This window comes from Actinopolymorpha sp. B17G11 (genome assembly GCF_040196095.1).
Classification (GTDB): domain Bacteria; phylum Actinomycetota; class Actinomycetes; order Propionibacteriales; family Actinopolymorphaceae; genus Thermasporomyces.
This window is the reverse complement of the sequence record NZ_JBEFTW010000016.1, coordinates 93,102-108,009: the sequence shown is the minus strand read 5'-3', so window position 1 is coordinate 108,009 and position 14,908 is coordinate 93,102. Positions and strand designations below refer to the sequence as shown.

Here is a 14,908-nt window from a genome sequence, read left to right as displayed (position 1 = left end):
CTTCGATCATCTAGAGGGTCGGCGCATCGTCGAGCAGCGGGCGGCCGCGGCGTTCGGCGTACGCCGCCTCGACCGCCGCACCGACGCGGTAGAGCCGGTCGTCGGCAAGGACCGGCGCCATCACGTGCAGGCCCACCGGCAGGCCGTCATCGGCAGAGAGGCCGCAGGGGAACGACGCCGACGCGTTGCCGGCAAGGTTGGACGGGATCGTGCAGAGGTCCGCCTTGTACATCGCCAGCGGGTCGTCGACGCGTTCGCCGATCCGGAACGCCGTCGTCGGCGTGGTCGGCGAGACCAGCACGTCGACCGATTCGAAGGCGCGCTCGAAGTCCCGTGCGATGAGGGTGCGGACCTTCTGCGCCTGGCCGTAGTAGGCGTCGTAGTAGCCACTGGACAAGGCGTACGTGCCGATCATGATCCGGCGCTTCACCTCGGGGCCGAAACCTGCCTCGCGGGTCAACGCCATCACCTCCTCGGCACTGCGCGTGCCGTCGTCGCCGACCCGGAGGCCGTAGCGCATCGCGTCGAAGCGGGCGAGGTTGCTGGAACACTCGCTCGGCATGATCAGGTAGTACGCCGCCAGGGCATGGACGAAGTGCGGGCACGACACCTCGACGACCTCGGCTCCCAACTCGCCGAGCAGGTCGACCGCCTCGCGGAACCGCTGCTCGACCCCAGGCTGGTAACCCTCGCCGCCGAGCTCTCTCACCACGCCGACCCGCAGGCCCCGGATGTCGGCGGCACGGGCGGCGTCGACCACCGGCGGCACCGGCCGGTCGATCGAGGTCGAGTCCATCGGGTCGTGGCCGGCAATGACCTCGTGCAGCAGCGCCGCGTCGAGCACGGTCCGGGCGCACGGGCCCGGCTGGTCGAGGCTCGACGCGAGGGCGACCAGGCCGTAGCGGGAGGTTCCGCCGTAGGTCGGCTTCACCCCCACCGTTCCCGTGACCGACGCCGGCTGCCGGATCGATCCGCCGGTGTCGCTGCCGATCGCGAGAGGTGCTTCGTACGCCGCCAACGACGCCGACGAGCCGCCCCCCGAACCACCCGGGATCCGATCGGTGTCCCACGGGTTGCGAGTCGGCCCGTACCCGGAGTTCTCCGTCGACGACCCCATCGCGAACTCGTCCATGTTGGTCTTGCCGAGGATCACGAGGTCTGCGGCACGCAGGCGCCGCACCACGGTCGAGTCATACGGCGGCCGCCACCCCTCGAGGATCCTCGATCCGCAGGTGGTCGGCACGCCCTTCATCGTGAAGACGTCCTTGAGGGCGAGCGGCACGCCGGCCAGCGGACCGAGCGGCTCCCCCGCGGCACGCTTCTCGTCGACGGCTTGCGCGGCCGCCAGCGCACCCTCGGCGTCCAGATGCAGGAACGCGTGGATCCGGTCGTCGACCTTGGCGATCCGGTCGAGATGGGCCTGCGCCACCTCCACCGCGGATGCGTCGCCGGTGCGGACCAGGTAGGCGATCCGCGTCGCCGTGAGCTTGGTGAGGTCGGTCATCACGCCTCCTCGCCGAGGATCCGAGGTACGCGGAATCGCTGCGTCTCCACGGCCGGCTCGCCGTCGACCAGTGGCGCACCGGCCAGGGCCTCCTCGGCGGACAAGCCGGGTCGTATCTCGTCGGCGCGGAAGACGTTGGTGAGCGGCAGCGGGTGCGAGGTGGGCGGGATGTCCAGTGCCGCGACGTCACTTACCTGGGCGACCGACTGCAGAATGACGTCGAGCTGGGGGGCGAGATGGTCGAGTTCGTCATCGGTCAGGTCGATCCGGGCGAGGCGCGCCAGATGCGCAACCTCCTCGCGGGTGATCGCAGGCACGGTGGTGACCCTTCTTGCCGTCGCGTTGTCCTTGCCGTTGGTGCCGAGCCCTGAGCCTCGTCCGGTGATCATGAAGACTGCGCGGTGCTCTGACGCCGAGGAGATTTCATGATCACGCAGGCAGGGCCTGGTCCGGCAATCCTAGGAGGGCCACCGATCGGGCTCCCCACGGGCACACCGGCATGACTCGTCACGGAACTTGACCTCGAAGCAACAACGTCGCCGATCATTCGCTGCGACAATCATGGTGTGTACCTCGTCCGCGTCGTACTCCCTGACGAACCAGGTGCGCTGGGGACCGTTGCCTCGGCGCTCGGCAAGACCGGTGCCGACATCGTGGCGGTCGACGTGATGGGCCGTGAAGATGACGGTACGGCGGTCGACGACTTCGTGGTCGAACTTCCCCTTGGTGGACGTGCCGACGCCCTCGTCTCGGCCTGCCACTCGGTGCCCGGTGTCCGGGTGGTGTGGCTCTCGCGGTATGCGGCGGGCGGCAACCTGCGCCACGACCTGGAAGCCATCGAGGCGATGACCGAGGAACCCACCGACGCCGAACGCGTTCTGGTCCACCAGGCACCCACCGTCTTCCGGGCGGACTGGGCGTTCCTCGTCCACTCGGGTGAAGGGACCGAGGGCACACAGATCGTCCATGCGACGAGGACGGCACCACGACTCCCAGCGGGCGAGGCGTTCTGGTTCCCGCTCCCCTCGGCGCGCCGGTTGAGCATTCCTGCCGAGTGGGAGGGCCACGGGTGGCGCTACGTCGCGGCGGCCGCGGTGCCCCTCGGCCAGCCGTGCCGGGCTCTGGTCGTCGGAAGGTACGGCGGCCCCGACATCCTCGACTCGGAGCTGGCCCGGCTCGCCTACCTCGCCGCCCTCTCCCAGAGCGTCATGGCACTGGCGTCTGAGGAGTAGCCCGACCTGCGGCTACTCCGCGGGAAGTGCGCGTTCGCGGGCGGCGTCGGGGCCGTCGTCCAGGAGCACCTGGAAGCCTGCCTCGTCGAGGATGGGTACGCCGAGGTCGCGGGCCTTGTCGTATTTCGATCCGGGGTTGTCACCGGCGACGACGAAGCCGGTCTTCTTCGACACCGAGCCCGACGCCTTGCCACCCCGTGCCGTGATCGCCTCGGTTGCTTCGTCGCGGGAGAAGCCTTCGAGGCTGCCGGTGACGACGACCGTGACGCCCTCGAGCGGCCGTGGACCCTGCTCGATCTCCTCGCGCAGCTGGACGCCGGCCGCCCGCCACTTCTCGACGATCTCGCGGTGCCAGTCGACCGCGAACCACTCCACGAGCGACGCCCCGATGGTGGGACCGACACCCTCCGCGGCGGCCAACTCCTCTTCGCTCGCCGCCGCGATCCGGTCGAGGTCGCCGAAGGTCCGGGCCAGCGCCTGCGCCGCCGTCGGCCCGACGTGCCGGATGGAGAGCCCGACGAGCACCCGCCACAGGGGGCGGGTCTTGGCCGCCCGGAGGTTGAGGAACAGCCGCTTGGCATTGGCCGAGAGCTCGCCGGACTTCGTGGTGAAGAACTCCGAGCCTTCGAGCTGCTCGGGAGTCAGCGCGAAGAGGTCGCCCTCGTCATGGATCAACCCTTCGTCGAGCAGGGCGGTGCCGGCCTGGTAGCCGAGCACCTCGATGTCGAACGCCCCCCGCCCCGCCAGGTGGAACAGGCGCTCCCGCAGCTGCGCCGGGCATGACCGGGTGTTGGGACAGCGCAGGTCGACGTCGCTCTCCTTCTCCGGCCGCAACGGGCTGCCGCACTCCGGGCACTTGCTCGGCATCACGAACTCACGTTCGGAACCATCCCGCAGGTCGACGACCGGCCCGACGATCTCGGGGATCACGTCACCGGCCTTGCGCAGCACCACCGTGTCGCCGATGAGGACGCCCTTGCGCTTGACCTCCTGGGCGTTGTGCAGCGTGGCGTACTCGACCGTCGACCCGGCCACCTTGGTCGGCTCCATCACGCCGTACGGCGTGACTCGCCCGGTCCGGCCGACGTTGACCCGGACGTCGAGCAGCTTGGTGTTGACCTCCTCGGGTGGGAACTTGAACGCGATCGCCCACCGTGGCGCCCGTGAGGTCGAGCCGAGCTGACGCTGCAGCGGCACCTGGTCGACCTTGACGACCACGCCGTCGATCTCGTGGTCGAGGTCGTGCCGGCGTTCGCCGAACTCGCGGGCGTAGGCGTCGACCTCCTCCAGCGTGCGGAGGACCCGCACGTGGTCGCTGACGGGGACGCCCCAGTCGCGCAGGCTGGAGTACGCCTCCGAGAGCCGGGCCGGCACCCACCCGTCGCGTTTGCCGATCCCGTGGGCGACGAACCGCAGCGGCCGCTGGGCAGTCATCCGGGGATCCTTCTGGCGCAGCGTTCCGGCCGCGGAGTTGCGCGGGTTGGCGAACGGTGCCTTGCCGGACTCGACGAGCCCCGCGTTGATCTCCTCGAAGTCACGGAGGCGGAAGTAGACCTCGCCGCGGACCTCCAACACATCGGGCGGCATCGACCCGTCTGCGCTGGTGGCCAACCGGGTCGGGATGGAGTCGATCGTCCGTACGTTGACGGTGACGTCCTCTCCGGTCCGGCCGTCGCCTCGGGTGGCTCCGCGGACCAGACGCCCGCCTTCGTAGACGAGGTCGACGGCGAGGCCGTCGACCTTCAGCTCGCAGAGATACTCCGCTTCGGTGCCGATCTCGCGCTCGACCCGGGCGGCCCAGGCGCGCAGCTCCTCCAGACTGAACGCGTTGTCGAGCGACATCATGCGTTCGAGGTGGTCGACCGGGGCGAAGTCGGCCGACCAGGTGGCGCCGACCTTCTGGGTGGGCGAGTCGGGGGTACGCAGCTCCGGGTGGGCGTCCTCGAGGTCGCGCAGCTCCCGCATGAGGGCGTCGTAGTCGGCATCGGAGATCGTCGGGCGGTCGAGCACGTGGTAGCGGTAGTTGTGCTCCTCGACCTCCTGCGCGAGGGTGGTGTGCCGTTCACGTGCCTTGCTGGACGGCTCGGCGGTCCGCTTGCTCATGGCAGCAACCTACCGCCGCGGTCCGACATGGCCGCTGCCCATCGCCCCAGTTCACGCCGGACGTCTGCGAGGTCTCCGGCCGGTCAGGTGGCAGAGCGGCCGCTGGCCGGGCGAGGTCCGGTGATCAGGCCGACCGCAGATGAGCCGCGGCGTCGCGCGCCAGCGCCATCGCCGTGCGCGCCCATGCCGGGTCGGCGCCCGCAAGGCCGCACGAGGGTGTCACCACGCAGCCGCGGGCGGCTTCGTCGGCGGCGAAGCCGAGCCGTCGCCACAAGACCGTCACCGAACGCGCCACGTCGCTGTCCGACGGTCCCGCGCCCGTGCCCCCGGTCACAGCGCCCGTCGCCGCGCCGGCCGCGGACGCCGGACGCGTAGCCGGCACGGCACCGACCAGCAGCGCCACCCCGCCGTCGACCGCCGCGCCGAGCGCGTCGAGATCGCGCTCCCGCACCCGGCTCAGGTCGAAGGACACCCCACGCGCCCCTGCCCGCACCAGCAGGTCGAACGGAACACCGGCCGCGCAGGAGTGGACGACCGGGAGAGCCCCGTCGCCCGCCACCCGGTCGAGGACACCGCGGAGCAACTCGAGGACTTCGTACTCCTCGACCGTCCGATAACGGGAGAACCCGGAAGCGGTCGGGACGGAACCCGCCAGGACGGACGGCAGGGAAGGTTCGTCCAGCTGGACGACGAGCTCGGCCCCGGGTACCCGCCCCCGGACCTCCACCAGGTGACCGGAAAGCCCTTCGGCCAGCGACTGTGCGACGTCACGCCGGGCGCCCGGGTCACCGAGGACGCGGCCCCCGCGCGGGCGTTCGACGCATGCGGCCAGCGTCCACGGTCCGGCGACCTGCACCTTCAGCGGCCCGGAGTAACCCTGGGCCAGTTCCTCCAGCGCGTCGAGGTCCTGTGCCAGCATCGACCGGCCGCGGCCCTGGTCCAGTCCCTCTCCCGTCGTGAGCCGCCAGCCGGCGGGCTGCAGGTCGACCGCCAACTCGACGAGCAGGCCGCATGCGCGGCCCACCATGTCCGCGCCGGGTCCGCGCCCCGGAAGCTCCGGCAGGTGCGGAAGGTCCGGCAGCTCTCCGAGGACGACCCTCGCCGCCTCCGACGGGTCGGAGAAGGGCAACGAACCCACGCCGGTCGCCGAACCCGGGCGCCAAGGAACCTCGATGTCGTTGGGCACGACGCACAGGCTACGAGTCGGCCGCCACCGCGGCCGGAACGGTGTCGGCGATCGTCGCGGAGCCGATGACCCGGCTCTCGTCGTAGAGCACGACCGACTGCCCGGGCGCGACACCTACGGCGTGGTCGGCGAGGTCGACGCGGAGCGTCTCGCCGTCGAGCCACGCCCGCGCCGCGAACGCCTCGCCGTGGGCGCGGATCTGGGCCCGGCAGCGCACCACACCGGCCGGCTTCGACCCGCACCAGCGCGGCTGGGTGCCCGCGAGCGCTCGCACGGCGAGCCGCTCGCGCGGGCCGACCGTGACCGTGCGGCTCACCGGTTCGATCGACAGGACGTAGCGCGGGCGGCCGTCGGCGGCGGGCCGGTCGAGGTGCAGGCCGCGCCGCTGCCCGACGGTGAAGGCGTACGACGCGTCGTGGCGGGCGAGCACGGTGCCGTCCTCGTCGACGACCGTGCCGGGCCGCTCACCCAGCTCGCGCGAGAGGAAGCCGGAAGTGTCACCGTCGGCGACGAAGCAGATGTCGTGGCTGTCGGGCTTCTCCGCGACGGCGAGCCCTCGTGCCGCCGCCTCGTCGCGTACGTCGGTCTTGTGGGAGCCACCCAGCGGGAACATCGCGTGCGCCAACTGGTCGGCAGTCAGCACGCCGAGGACGTAGGACTGGTCCTTCTCCGGGTCGACCGACCGGTGCAGCTCGGGTCCGTCCGCACCGTCGACGAGGCGTGCGTAGTGGCCGGTGCACACGGCGTCGAAGCCGAGCGCGAGCGCCCGGTCGAGCACCGCCGTGAACTTGATCTTCTCGTTGCAGCGTACGCACGGGTTGGGCGTGCGTCCGGCCGCGTACTCCGTCACGAAGTCGTCAACCACGTCGGCCTGGAAACGCTCGGCGAGATCCCAGACGTAGAACGGAATCCCGAGCACGTCAGCGGCCCGGCGGGCGTCGCGGGAGTCCTCCAGAGTGCAGCAGCCGCGGGCTCCCGTGCGGAAGGACAGCGGGTTGCGCGACAACGCGAGATGGACGCCGGTGACGTCATGGCCCGCCTCGACCGCCCTCGCCGCCGCGACCGCCGAGTCGACTCCGCCGGACATCGCCGCCAGCACCCGCATCAGCGTTCTCCTCCGGTCGTCGTGCCCGTGACCCGCTCGTGCACGCCTGCGGTGTTGACTGCGTTGACCAGCCCGGCGGCGCGGGCACGCTCGACGACGGGTCCGATCGCGGTGCCCAGGGCGTCGACGTCGGCGCGCGTCGAGGTGTGGCCGAGGCTGAACCGCAGCGATCCACGGGCCCGCTCCTCGTCCCGTCCCATCGCGATCAGGACGTGGCTCGGCTCGGCGACTCCGGCCGAGCACGCCGAACCGGTGGAGCACTCGATCCCGCGCGCGTCGAGCAGGAGCAGCAGCGAGTCACCCTCACAGCCGGGGAACGAGAAGTGCGCGTTACCAGGCAGTCGGCGCGTCTCGCCAGCCGGCTGGCGCTGGTCCGTGGCGAGCGGCTCGCCGTTGAGTTCGGCGTCGGGCACCTCGGCGAGGACCTGGCGGACGAGCTCGTTCCGCAGACCGGCCAGAGTGCGCCCGAGCTCGACGTGCCGTGACGTCGCGAACTCCACCGCCGTGGCGAACCCCGCGACCGCGGGAACGTCGAGCGTGCCCGACCGGACGTCGCGTTCCTGTCCCCCGCCGTGCAGGAGGGGCATGAGGTCGATCTCCCGGCGTACGACGAGCGCGCCGACACCGATCGGACCGCCCACCTTGTGCCCGGTCACCGTCATGGCGTCGAGTCCGGCGGCGGTGAAGTCGACGGGCAGCTGGCCGACGGCCTGGACCGCGTCGGTGTGGAAGGGGATCTCGTGCCGCCGGGCGAGTGCGGCGAGCTCGGACACCGGCTGGACCGTACCGACCTCGTTGTTGACCCACATCACCGTCATGAACGCGACGGAGGTGGGATCCCGCTCCACGCTCGCGACGGCGGCGTCGAGGTCGACCCGGCCCACGACGTCGACCGGCAGCCACTCGACCTCGGCGCCAGCGTGGCCGGCCAACCACTGGACCGCATCGAGGACCGCATGGTGCTCCACCGCACTCGCGAGGATCCGGCGCCGACGCGGGTCGGCGGCCTGACGGGACCAGTAGAGGCCTTTGACGGCGAGGTTGTCGGCCTCGGTGCCGCCACCGGTGAAGACGATCTCCGACGGCCGGGCGCCCAGGGCCCGGGCGATCGTCTCGCGCGACTCCTCGACGACCCGCCGGGCCGCGCGGCCGGACGCGTGCAGGGACGACGCGTTGCCCAGCCGCGGGAGCTGGGCAGCCATCGCCGCGACGGCCTCGGGCAGCATCGGAGTCGTCGCGGCGTGGTCGAGGTAGACAGGGGAAGGCGTGGCATCCATCGCCCTCCAGAGTAATAACCGTCTCCGGCACGTGGGCGGCGAGCACGACGTTCGCGACAAGAGCCCCTCTGAGCTCCCGACGATGCACGGCAAGTACCAACGAAGCACGTCGACTTTTGCCGCGTCGTTGGGAATGATCACGTAAACGTGATCATTCCCCGGCGCCCGCGGCTCGCGGTGCTAGGCGGGCCAGGTCTCCCGGCGCCAGGCGGCGTCCCAGAACATCCACTCGAAGGTCGCCGCCCGGGCGAAGGCCGCGTGCATCCGGCGCAGGGTCGGCTCGCCGGCGCCGGCCGCCACCCGGTCGGCGATCGCCCGTGCCGTCGAGGTCGCGGCGGTGAACGACTCGTCCGCGTACATCCCGATCCAGTCGGCGTACGGATGCCCCCGCAACGCCCCAGCCCGCTCCAGCAGCCGCGTACCGACGTCGGAGTAGATCCAGAAGCACGGCAGCAGCGCGGCCACCAGCTCCGGGTAACCCTGGGTGTGTGCGACGCCCAGGAGGTACGACGTGTACGCCAGACAGGTCGGGCTCGCCGGGTGCCGGCAGATGTCGCCGACGTGGCGGCGGTGCAGGTCACGCTCGACGAGGATCGAGTCCCTGGCCGAGCCGGCGAAGAAAGCCAGGTCGTCGACCGTCTCCGCCTTGACCGCCGCCGTGGCCAGCGCCCGTGCGTAGTTCTCGAGGTAGTGCGCGTCCTGGGCGAGGTAGTAGACGAACCGGTCGCGGTCCAGCGAGCCGTCCCCCAGCCCGCGGACGAACGGCAGCGTGTCGATCGCCTCGCGGGTCACGGCGCTCGCGGTCCACGCCGCGGCACTGAACGTCGTACTGCCCGCCGTACTGTCCGTCGTACTGTGCGCCGGGTCGGGAGCGGCATCAGGAGGCGGCGTCACGGTTTCCCCACCAGTGGTGGAAGTGGTGCACGGGTCCGTTGCCGGTACCCACAGCCAGCGTGTCGGCCGCGGCGATCGCCTCCGTGAGGTAGGCCTTGGCGTCTCCGATCGCCTCCGGCCAGCCCGGACGCTGGGGTCGCAGCGCCGCGATCGCCGACGACAGCGTGCAGCCGGTGCCGTGCGTGTGCCTGGTCCTGATCCGTGGGGCGTTGAACAGGTGGGTGCGTTCGGCGTCGACGTACACGTCGGTGGACTCGTCGGAGTCCAGCCGGTGGCCACCCTTGAGCAGCACCCTCCGCGCGCCCATGCGCCGCAGGTCCCGTGCCTGCTCTTCCGCTTCGTCCACGCTCTGTGCAGGCGGGCGGGCCAGCAGCGTGGCCGCCTCGGGGATGTTGGGGGTCACGAGGTCGACCAGCGGCAGCAACCGGTCGCGCAGATCGGCGACAGCGTCGGGTTCCAGCAACCGGTCGCCGCTCGCCGCCACCATCACCGGGTCGAGAACGATGCACGGCGGTCGAAGCCGGACGAGAGCGTCCGCGACGGTACGGATCACCGCGGCGTTCGCCAGCATGCCGATCTTCACCGCGTCGACGGAGACGTCGGCGAACAGCGTGTCGAGCTGCTCGGCGATGAACGCGGTAGGGATCACCTGGATACCGGTCACGCCCCGGGTGTTCTGTGCGGTGAGGGCGACCAGCACGGCCGTGCCGTAGGCACCGAGTGCCGAGAACGTCTTGAGGTCGGCCTGGATCCCGGCACCACCGGAAGGATCGCTCGTCGCGATCGTCAACGCGACCGGGGGTGGCGTAGCCCCTGGCCGCTCCGGGTCGGGCGTTGTCCGCAACGCCGGTGTCATCGAACCTCCTTCACGGCAAGGCAGTTTCGCAGGGCTCGGGCCGCCGCGGCCGGGTCCGGCGTCCCGCAGATCGCGCTGACGACAGCGATGCCGTCCACCCCGGTCGCCCGGACAGCGGCAGCGTTGTCGGCGTCGATCCCGCCGATCGCGACGACCGGCAAGGATGCTCCGCGGACGACCTCTGCCAGCGTGTCGAGGCCCATCGGAGCAGCGGCGTCGCCCTTGGTACGTTGCGGAAGGACCGGTCCGGCACCGAGGTAGTCGACGGCGCCCGCCGCCAGCTCACGCACCGCGGCGAGCTGATCCGGCCGCTGGATCGACAAGCCCACGAAGGCGTCCGGACCAAGGAGCGCCCGCGCGACCTCGACCGGAAGGTCCTCCTGCCCGACATGGACTCCGTCAGCACCCGCCGCTGCCGCAACGTCCGCGCGATCGTTGACGATCAGCGGAACGCCTGTCTCAGAGAGGGTTTCGCGCAGGCGACGGGCTAGGGCCACGAGCGCGCGGGCGTTCGCGTGGGTGTCGCGTAGCTGGACAGCCGTCACGCCACCGGTCACAGCGGCCAGCACGGTGTCAACCACACCTTGCGTACCGCCACACAACCTCGTGTCGGTGACGAGGTAGAGCGAGAGGTCCAGGTGGCGCAACGAGATCACCTGTCAACGCAGCCTTGCGCCGGTACGGATACGGTCGCCGTCGACGGTGGCCAACTCGTCGATCAAACCCACCGCGAACGAACCAGGCTTGTCGGCCCGCGCCACCGCGTCCTCGGCCGCCAGCGTCAGGAACACGGTAGCCGTCACGGTGGCGAGAAGAGGATCGTCGACGACTGCGAGAAACCCTGCCGCCAGCGCGCCGAGCACACAGCCGACGCCGGTGACCTTCGTCATCAGGGGATGGCCGTTCTCGACACGGACGATCCGCTCGCCGTCGGTGATCAGGTCGACAGCCCCACTCACGGCGACCGTCGCCCCGAACCTGCCGGCGATCGCGGTGGCCGCCGCGGCCGCGTCGTCCGGTCCGGCACTCGCGTCGACCCCCCGACCGCCGAGCTCTCCGGTGAGTGCGAGGACCTCCGAGGCGTTTCCACGTACGACCGCAGGGGGATACAGCTCCGTCAACTCCGCAGCCAGGGCCGCCCGCCAGGGCAACGCACCCGCGGCCACCGGGTCGAGTACCCAGCGACCGCCGGCGTCACCCACCGCGACCACGGCGGCCCGCATGCCGTCGGCGGATGCCGCCGTGACGGTCCCGATGTTGACGAGGACTCCGCCGGCCGCTCGGGCGAGCACGTCGGCGTCCTCCACCGCGTCAGCCATCGCCGGGGCCGCCCCTGCGGCGAGCAGGGCGTTGGCGGTGAATCCGGCCACGACAACGTTGGTGAGACAGTGCACAAGTGGAGTCTGGACGCGCAACCGCTCGAGCGCGTCGGCCATGTCGTCAGCTTTCACAGCAGCATCGGCTGCGGGCATCGCGACGTCCCTTCGCCAGCATGATCTGGATCAGGTTCCACGGGTGTGTTCTCAGCCCGGACGATCTACGGGCACCCCGCGTCACTGCCTTCGACCGTACCCGCTCGGCGGCGGGTATGCGACCCAGGTGTGCCGGTCAGCCCTTGCGTTCGGTGATCTCGTGCGTCGCCTGGGGCAGGACCGTGTGCAGGTCGCCGACGACACCGAAGTCGGCCATCTCGAAGATCGGCGCCTCGGCGTCCTTGTTGACGGCCACGATCGTCCGCGAGGTCTGCATGCCCGCCCGGTGCTGGATGGCGCCGGAGATGCCGGCCGCGACGTACAGCTGCGGCGACACGGTCTTGCCGGTCTGCCCCACCTGGTAGGCGTGTGGGTACCACCCGGAGTCGACCGCGGCCCGCGACGCCCCGACGGCGGCACCGAGCGCGTCGGCGAGTGCCTCGACGACGGCGAAGTTCTCCGCCGACCCGACGCCACGGCCGCCGGACACGACGATGGCCGCCTCGGTGAGGTCGGGCCGGCCGGTCTGGGTGCGTGCCGTGCGTTCGACGACCCGGGCCGTCTTCGCCTGGTCCGACACGGCGACGTCGAGCTTCTCCTCCACCGGTTGCGCAGGCGCCTGCTCCGGGGTGGCGGCGTTGGGCTTGACCGTGATGATCGGCGTGCCGCGGGTGACCTTCGCCTCGACGGTGTAGTTGCCGGCGAACACCGACTGGGTGGCGACCGGCCCGCCGCCGTTCTCGCCGGCTACCACGTCGACCGCGTCGGTGAGTACGCCGGCGTCGAGCTTGATCGCGAGCCGTCCCGCGATCTCCTTGCCCTCGGCGCTGGAGGTCAGCAGGATCGCGGCGGGCGTCGCGCGCTCCGCCACCTGGGCGAGAGCCTCCGCCTTGGGTGCCACGAGGTAGTCGGTCAGCTCGGGGTCTTCTGCGAGGTAGACCTTCTGGGCGCCGAAGCTCGCCAGGGTGTCCTTTGCGCGTTGGTACCCGCTGCCGATGAACACCGCGGCGGGATCGCCGAGGCGGCGGGCGATCGTCAGCAGTTCGGTGGTCGTCTTGCGGACGGCGCCGTCACTGTGGTCGACGAGGACGAGGATCTCTGCCATGCCGGAAGCCTTCCCCTATCTCTTTCCGCGCGCGTGCTTCAGACGAACTTCTGCTCGGCCAGGAAGCCGACGAGTGCCCGACCGCCGTCGCCGTCGTCGGTGACGACCGTGCCCTGCTGACGTGGTGGGCGTTGTGTGTACGACGCGACCGCCGTCCTCGCCGCGCCCAGCCCGACCTCGCCGGGGTCGATGCCGACGTCGGAGAGACTCCAGGTCTGCACCGGCTTCTTCTTCGCCGCCATGATCCCCTTGAACGACGGGTAACGGGGTTCGTTGGCCTGGTCGGTGACGGAGACGACCGCCGGCAGGGACGCCTCGACGGTCTCGGTGGCGGTCTCGCCGTCCCGGCGGATCCGTACGCCGCCCTCCCCCACCTCGACGCTCGCGGCGAAAGTCACCTGCGGCAGGTCGAGGCGTTCGGCGAGCATCGCGGGAACGACCGACATGCCGCCGTCGGTCGAGGCCATGCCGCACAGGACGAGGTCGACAGGACCCTCCTCGCCGATCTTCGCCAGCGCCTTCGCGAGCACCAGGGAGGTGGCCACCGCGTCCGAACCGTGCACCGCGTCGTCGGCGACGTGGACGCCGGCGTCCACGCCCATCTGCAGGGCCTTCTTCACCGCGGCGGCGGCGTCGGGCGGGCCGACCGCCAGGGCGGTGACCTCGGCATCACCGGCCTCGGCGAGCGTCAACGCCGCCTCGATCGCGTGCTCGTCGAGTTCGGAGAGCAGGCCGGGCACGTTCACCCGGTCGACGGTGTTGTCGCCAGGGTCGAAGGTGCGGTCCGCTGTGGCGTCGGGGACGTACTTCACACAGACGACGATCTTCATGCTCCGGTCCGGCTCCTCACTCGCTCCGGGCGCTTACGCGGCTGAACGAACACCCCGCGAGTCGCGGGCGCTCGCGTGGCTACCAGCCTGCCAGGCTCGCCGCTCCTGGCGAACGCACTCGAGCGAACACCTTGGACCCGAACCCGACCAGCGAGACGTTACCCGTCAGTAGCTTAGTCGGCAACCAGCGTGCCGCGGGGACGTGTGGGAGCCTCGGCGCGGTGCAAATGACCACGCTGAGCAGGCGTCAGGACCCTCACGAGGCATCGGCACCTGTCCCGGGTGCCACAGACCTGCTCAGCGTGGTCATTTGCCGCCCTCGGCGGACGCCGGGAGCCGTTCGCGCGACGAGGAGCCGGGCGAGGGTCAGAGGACGGAGGAGAGGGAGTCCGCCGTCTTCGCCACGACATCGCGGACCGGCAGCGCCCGAAGCTCCGCGTTGAACGGCTCGACCTTGATCGGCCCGGCATAACCGATGTCGCGCAGCGCGCCGACGAAACCCGCCAGGTCGATGACACCGGTCGCTCCCGGGAGGGTTCGCTGGCCGTCGATCTGCTCGTCGCGTTCACGGCCGACCGGCGCGTCGTTGAGGTCCACGGCGACCACCTGGTCAGCGGTCAGTCCGCGCAGGTCGTCGGCCGTCTCGCCAGCGGTGTACCAGTGGAAGGTGTCCAGGATGAGGCCGACGTTCGAACTTCCCACCGCCGCCAGCAGCTCGCGCGCCTCGGCGAGGGTGTGGACGAACGGGTAGAGCTCGGTCGACCAGAAGGTCTTCGGCCCGACGTACTCCAGCCCGAACCTGATCCCCGCACCGCTCAGGATCTCGTCGACGAGGCCGACCCGCTCGACGTGCCGGGCGAAGTTGCGCCGGTACGTCACCGCGTCGCTCATCGGCCGGATCCACGTACCCGCGCGCTCGACGCCTGCCGCCGCCAGCGTCGCCGCGTACGCCGGAAGACCCGACAGCTGCTCCGCGAACTTCGCCGCATCACCGGTGAGGTCGACCGGCACGCCACCGGATCCCCAACGCAGACCCGCGCTCTCCAGGCGTTCGCCCACCTTCGACAGCTCGGCTTCGGGCTGCTCCCCGAGGTAGCGGCCGTCCGGGTCGACCGCGCCGAAACCGAACTCGCCGGCGAGCTCCACCGCCGCTTCGAAGCCCGGGCTGATACCGAGCGCACCGGGGTTGAGGCTGGTGAAGAACGCGTCGCTGGCCGGTGTGCCCGGTGTGGTGGAAGTGGTGGCACTGGTACCGCCCACAGGCGTACCCCTCTCGTCGTCGCTACGAGGACTGTCGCCGCTGCCGCCATGGAAGGAGCGACCTCTCAAGTCTCGTCCACACAA

Annotated in this window: 14 protein-coding genes and 1 riboswitch; of the genes, 1 reads left to right on the top strand and 13 read right to left on the bottom strand. The window is 71.0% G+C overall.

Annotated features, from left to right (window positions below; translation table 11 throughout):
- Positions 1 to 10 precede the first annotated feature (10 nt).
- On the bottom strand, positions 11 to 1,504 hold the full coding sequence (gatA, locus tag ABN028_RS17920; RefSeq protein ID WP_349697358.1) for an Asp-tRNA(Asn)/Glu-tRNA(Gln) amidotransferase subunit GatA: 1,494 nt from the start codon (positions 1,502 to 1,504) through the stop codon (positions 11 to 13).
- On the bottom strand, positions 1,504 to 1,821 hold the full coding sequence (gene gatC / locus ABN028_RS17915) for an Asp-tRNA(Asn)/Glu-tRNA(Gln) amidotransferase subunit GatC (RefSeq protein WP_349326632.1): 318 nt from the start codon (positions 1,819 to 1,821) through the stop codon (positions 1,504 to 1,506). Before gatC ends, gatA begins: the two co-directional genes overlap by 1 nt.
- A gap of 249 nt (positions 1,822 to 2,070) precedes the next feature.
- Between gatC and ABN028_RS17910 the strand changes: the two genes are divergently transcribed.
- Positions 2,071 to 2,736 carry an ACT domain-containing protein gene (locus ABN028_RS17910; protein WP_349697357.1) on the top strand — a complete coding sequence of 222 codons (666 nt, stop codon included), beginning with the start codon at positions 2,071 to 2,073 and terminating at the stop codon, positions 2,734 to 2,736.
- Positions 2,737 to 2,748: 12 nt separating this feature from the next.
- Here the strand turns inward: ABN028_RS17910 and ligA are convergent, their stop codons facing one another.
- The 11 genes from ligA to ABN028_RS17855 form a co-directional block, all read right to left on the bottom strand.
- Positions 2,749 to 4,839 carry an NAD-dependent DNA ligase LigA gene (gene ligA, locus ABN028_RS17905; RefSeq protein ID WP_349697356.1) on the bottom strand — a complete coding sequence of 697 codons (2,091 nt, stop codon included), beginning with the start codon at positions 4,837 to 4,839 and terminating at the stop codon, positions 2,749 to 2,751.
- 124 nt (positions 4,840 to 4,963) lie between these two features.
- Positions 4,964 to 6,025, bottom strand: coding sequence for a uroporphyrinogen decarboxylase/cobalamine-independent methonine synthase family protein (locus ABN028_RS17900; RefSeq protein ID WP_349697355.1), 1,062 nt, complete (start codon positions 6,023 to 6,025; stop codon positions 4,964 to 4,966).
- A 10-nt stretch (positions 6,026 to 6,035) separates the two neighbouring features.
- Positions 6,036 to 7,130, bottom strand: a complete 1,095-nt coding sequence (gene mnmA / locus ABN028_RS17895; RefSeq protein ID WP_349697354.1) for a tRNA 2-thiouridine(34) synthase MnmA — start codon at positions 7,128 to 7,130, stop codon at positions 6,036 to 6,038.
- Positions 7,130 to 8,407 (bottom strand): cysteine desulfurase family protein, encoded by a 1,278-nt coding sequence (locus tag ABN028_RS17890; protein WP_349697353.1) that lies wholly within the window; start codon positions 8,405 to 8,407, stop codon positions 7,130 to 7,132. The genes mnmA and ABN028_RS17890 overlap by 1 nt, the downstream gene beginning before the upstream one ends.
- Positions 8,408 to 8,587: 180 nt before the next feature.
- A complete protein-coding gene (locus ABN028_RS17885) occupies positions 8,588 to 9,301 on the bottom strand; it encodes a TenA family protein (protein WP_349697352.1) in 714 nt (237 codons plus the stop codon).
- Complete coding sequence (gene thiD / locus ABN028_RS17880; protein ID WP_349326203.1) at positions 9,285 to 10,157, bottom strand: bifunctional hydroxymethylpyrimidine kinase/phosphomethylpyrimidine kinase; 873 nt, start codon at positions 10,155 to 10,157, stop codon at positions 9,285 to 9,287. The genes ABN028_RS17885 and thiD overlap by 17 nt, the downstream gene beginning before the upstream one ends.
- Complete coding sequence (gene thiE, locus ABN028_RS17875) at positions 10,154 to 10,813, bottom strand: thiamine phosphate synthase (RefSeq protein ID WP_349326202.1); 660 nt, start codon at positions 10,811 to 10,813, stop codon at positions 10,154 to 10,156. Before thiE ends, thiD begins: the two co-directional genes overlap by 4 nt.
- Before the next feature lie 3 nt (positions 10,814 to 10,816).
- Positions 10,817 to 11,629, bottom strand: coding sequence for a hydroxyethylthiazole kinase (gene thiM, locus ABN028_RS17870; protein ID WP_349697351.1), 813 nt, complete (start codon positions 11,627 to 11,629; stop codon positions 10,817 to 10,819).
- A riboswitch (TPP riboswitch) is annotated at positions 11,620 to 11,718 on the bottom strand. It overlaps the preceding gene by 10 nt.
- Positions 11,719 to 11,765: 47 nt before the next feature.
- Positions 11,766 to 12,734, bottom strand: a complete 969-nt coding sequence (locus tag ABN028_RS17865) for an electron transfer flavoprotein subunit alpha/FixB family protein (RefSeq protein WP_349697350.1) — start codon at positions 12,732 to 12,734, stop codon at positions 11,766 to 11,768.
- A gap of 38 nt (positions 12,735 to 12,772) precedes the next feature.
- Positions 12,773 to 13,564 (bottom strand): electron transfer flavoprotein subunit beta/FixA family protein, encoded by a 792-nt coding sequence (locus tag ABN028_RS17860; protein WP_349326199.1) that lies wholly within the window; start codon positions 13,562 to 13,564, stop codon positions 12,773 to 12,775.
- Positions 13,565 to 13,930: 366 nt separating this feature from the next.
- A complete protein-coding gene (locus tag ABN028_RS17855) occupies positions 13,931 to 14,824 on the bottom strand; it encodes a sugar phosphate isomerase/epimerase family protein (RefSeq protein WP_349697349.1) in 894 nt (297 codons plus the stop codon).
- Positions 14,825 to 14,908: the final 84 nt, after the last annotated feature.

Bases quoted from the DNA above. Each gene is read 5' to 3' on its own strand.
- thiM (WP_349697351.1), bottom strand. From the start codon at position 11,629: ATGCCCGCAGCCGATGCTGCTGTGAAAGCTGACGACATGGCCGACGCG.
- gatA (WP_349697358.1), bottom strand. From the start codon at position 1,504: ATGACCGACCTCACCAAGCTCACGGCGACGCGGATCGCCTACCTGGTC.
- ABN028_RS17860 (WP_349326199.1), bottom strand. From the start codon at position 13,564: ATGAAGATCGTCGTCTGTGTGAAGTACGTCCCCGACGCCACAGCGGAC.
- ligA (WP_349697356.1), bottom strand. From the start codon at position 4,839: ATGAGCAAGCGGACCGCCGAGCCGTCCAGCAAGGCACGTGAACGGCAC.
- ABN028_RS17890 (WP_349697353.1), bottom strand. From the start codon at position 8,407: ATGGATGCCACGCCTTCCCCTGTCTACCTCGACCACGCCGCGACGACT.
- ABN028_RS17865 (WP_349697350.1), bottom strand. From the start codon at position 12,734: ATGGCAGAGATCCTCGTCCTCGTCGACCACAGTGACGGCGCCGTCCGC.
- mnmA (WP_349697354.1), bottom strand. From the start codon at position 7,130: ATGCGGGTGCTGGCGGCGATGTCCGGCGGAGTCGACTCGGCGGTCGCG.
- thiD (WP_349326203.1), bottom strand. From the start codon at position 10,157: ATGACACCGGCGTTGCGGACAACGCCCGACCCGGAGCGGCCAGGGGCT.